This is a genomic window from Bartonella sp. AU15XJBT (assembly GCF_028618615.1).
Taxonomy (GTDB): domain Bacteria; phylum Pseudomonadota; class Alphaproteobacteria; order Rhizobiales; family Rhizobiaceae; genus Bartonella.
This window is the reverse complement of sequence record NZ_JAQITG010000065.1, coordinates 1-3445: the sequence shown is the minus strand read 5'-3', so window position 1 is coordinate 3445 and position 3445 is coordinate 1. Positions and strand designations below refer to the sequence as shown.

General features: G+C 34.5%; 2 protein-coding genes and 1 pseudogene. All 3 read right to left on the bottom strand.

Annotated elements, in window-relative coordinates; genetic code table 11:
• Nucleotides 1–491 (bottom strand): annotated as a pseudogene (locus PVV57_RS09845) (hypothetical protein); the annotation flags it as partial.
• Between the two features lie 99 nt (nt 492–590).
• Nucleotides 591–1364, bottom strand: coding sequence for a hypothetical protein (locus tag PVV57_RS09840; protein ID WP_273783994.1), 774 nt, complete (start codon nt 1362–1364; stop codon nt 591–593).
• An 82-nt stretch (nt 1365–1446) separates the two neighbouring features.
• Nucleotides 1447–2184, bottom strand: a complete 738-nt coding sequence (locus tag PVV57_RS09835; protein ID WP_273719418.1) for a hypothetical protein — start codon at nt 2182–2184, stop codon at nt 1447–1449.
• Between the last annotated feature and the right edge of the window lie 1261 nt (nt 2185–3445).

Below are 3445 nucleotides of genomic sequence, written 5' to 3'. Positions count from 1 at the left end.
ACCCTAGCATGACCATAGACGCGTGCATAACTAAAAACCGTAGCATCATAAGAAACATGGGCATGGTCATAAATATGAGCATCAGCAAGAACGCGGGCAGCACCACTCACATGAGCATTGCCATAAATATTCCCATAAACATGCGCATTGCCATAGACAAAAGCATGGTCATAAATTTTTGCATATTGAGAGATAAAAGCCCTTCCATAGACCTCCGCATTGCCATAGACATGACCACAGACTTGCGAATAATGGCGTATTTTTGCATTTTCATAAACACGGGCATAGCCATAAACCCACGCATCATCATAAACCCAGCAATTGCCATCATGGGATAGGTTAACTTCCTTTTCAATAAAACCACCTAAAGCCCCCGCTTTTATATCATCAAAATCTCTTAAAGCCCGAATGCGATAAAGGCTTGTAATATTGCGAGTAAGTGCATGTTTAATTTTTTTGATTTCGCTGGTTAATTCGTATTTTTTGCACATAGGAGTACCCTCACAATCTAATGTGATAAACGTTTGATAAAATTTGAAATGGAAAAATTGGATTGGAAAGCAGGCGCCCCCGCCGCACCCGCGCATTATTTACGCAGCGTCTTTTCTAGACTGATTATCATCACAAATATCATTCGTAATTTTTTCACGACTATTAACCACGGCATTGCCATAAATTTTTACATCATGATCAATATTGGATTTACCATAGACCTTTGCATTTTCATAAATTCTTGCAAAGGAGCCCACACGAGCCGAGCCAGAAACATTGGCATCATCATAAATACTTGCAAAACTCTTAATCCATGCATTGCAAAAGACATGCGCATTGCCATAAATACACGCCCCCCCATAAATGCGTGATTTACCATAAACATGGGAATTCCCATAAACAAAGCCACTCACATGAGCATTTTCGTATACACGGGCATTATCATAAATATGTGCACTAGGAGAAACATTAGCATTATCACAAACCATGGCATTGCCATAAACATAGCCACAGACCCTAGCATTGTTACTAATTTTTGCATTGTCATAAATGCTAGCATCTTTACCAAAAACCCATGCCTTATCACAAACCACGGCATTCCCATAAACTTTAGCTTCCCTAGCAATAATGGCATCATTACGTATTTTTGCATTATCAGAAACGACAGCATTGCAAAAAACACCAGCATTATCATAAACCCAGCAATTGCCATCATGGGAGAGGTTGTTTTCATTTTCAATAAAGCCGCCCAATTGACCAGCTTTAACATCATCAAAATCTTTTAAAGCACGAATGCGGTGTACAGTAATCCCTTCAAAAGTATGATTTTCATTAGTTAATTCGTATTTTTTAGATACAGTTATAGCGTTCATAGGTAACACCCTAAGTTCATATTTGATAAATTTTAAAATGAGATGTTTAAAGAGGGGCGCCCCCGCCGCGCCCGCGCGTTATTTACGCAGCATCATTTTCATATTCGCTGTCATTATCATCGTCATAATACCACTCACAATCAGCATAATATTCATGACGATAATAATCATCTTCACTCCCAAATTCAGGATATGCCTCATCCCAAATATGATCATCAGCAGTTAAAGAGGCGGCGCTATGAACATAAGAATCGCCAGAGATAAGAGCCCCACAAACCACGGCATCATCAAAAACACGCGAGCCATCACAAATATGAGCAGCGCCGCTTATTTTAGCATTGCCCCCGACATGAGCATCATCACAAATAACGGCATCATCACAAATATGAGCATGATTAGTGACGCGGGCGTTATCATAAATTTTAGCATTACCTTCAATTACAACGGCATTGCTCACATGAGCATTTCCATAAAGCTTTGCATTGTCCTTTAATAACATGCCTTCAAAAATGGCATTACCATAAATTCTTGCATTACCACAAACGTCAACAAAAAAGCTTTTTACTTTAGCATTGCCTGAAACCCTTGCATTTTGAAAGACGCGCGCTTTGTCATAAACCCAGCAATTGCCTTTGTGAGATAAGTTACTTTCGTTTTCAATAAAGCCGCCTAGATCGCCAGCTTTAACATCCCCAAAATCTCTTAAAGCACGTATACGGTATAATATGAGACCAGTCACAAAATCCATTTCGCCAGTAAACTCATATTTTTTAGATGTTTTTTTCTTATTAACGGGGGTAATTTTTGATATATTTGTCATATTTAAAGCCTAACTGTTCAATTGTTTTGAAATTGACACCCTATAAGGGCGCCGGGCGTTCAAAACACGGCAGTTAGTCCGTTGCTACGCTTTTCCTATAAGGTATTGTATAGCGTAACTACACCCGACAAAATCATCATATATGCTAATCACAGCATAAAAGATAGTCAGTTTTTTAAAGACTTTGGAAAGGTTGTTTCGTAACCTTTTCGCTAACTGTAAGTGTTTTGATCACTTGAGTATTTATATACCAAAATACGTATTTATTGTCAATTAATATTTTATCTTTTTTGATATTTTTTGTATTTTTTTAAATGCATTGTGTATTGATAATATCTTATGCTTATGAATTGCGTCTTTTATATTTATGCACTTTTAAAGCTATATTATAGGCTTTCTGAAACAATGGCGTTCTTTTTTGAATCTATACATTTATAATATTTAGAAACGCTCTCATAATGCGTTTTTTTAACTTTATAACCTATCAGTTTTTTCACTAAATGAATTTAAATTTTTTTGTGAATTTTGTTTATAACACATTTGCAACTTAACAGCTTTTTATAGGAACTGTTTTTATAACCAACGCATTCATTTGTATTATGATTATAAAACCTTGCTGTTTTTATGCATTCTCTATAGCTGTTATATGCTTTATATAGCCATGGCATCATTTTTCATATTCATAAGAGAAACGATAAATAGGCTATATGATAATCGTAATTTATAGACTGTTATGAAAACACTTATGAAAATATCTAAAGAGAGATTTATCATTATAAAGATTAGCAAAATTCCTTTTAATAGGCTTTTGTCATTTTGGTTAGTTCTTTTTAAAAGTTAAAATTATATTTTTTAGTGAGTGATTAACACGTGTCTTATGAAAAGCGTATGAAAGTAAAAACTGATTACGTTATCAAAATCCCTTTTATTGAATTTTAATCAGTTTTTTTGAATAGATAACCTTATGATTTAGAGAATGATTACAACGTGCTTTATGAAAATCATGTGATCCTTTAAAGCTTTTCAAAAGATAGCTTGTAACTCATAAGAGATGTTATCAAGATCATTAGGTTATGAGTTTCGAGGGTTTTGAAGGTTTTGAGGGTTCCTTTTATTATTACTTATTTTATTTTTTAAATTGGAAATAAAAGTCATTATATTTCAATATGTTAATGTTTTAAGCAAACAACCTATATTAAATATAACATGTAAATACAATCTATAATATATATTTAAGAGGGTTTTGAAGGGGTTTTGAGGG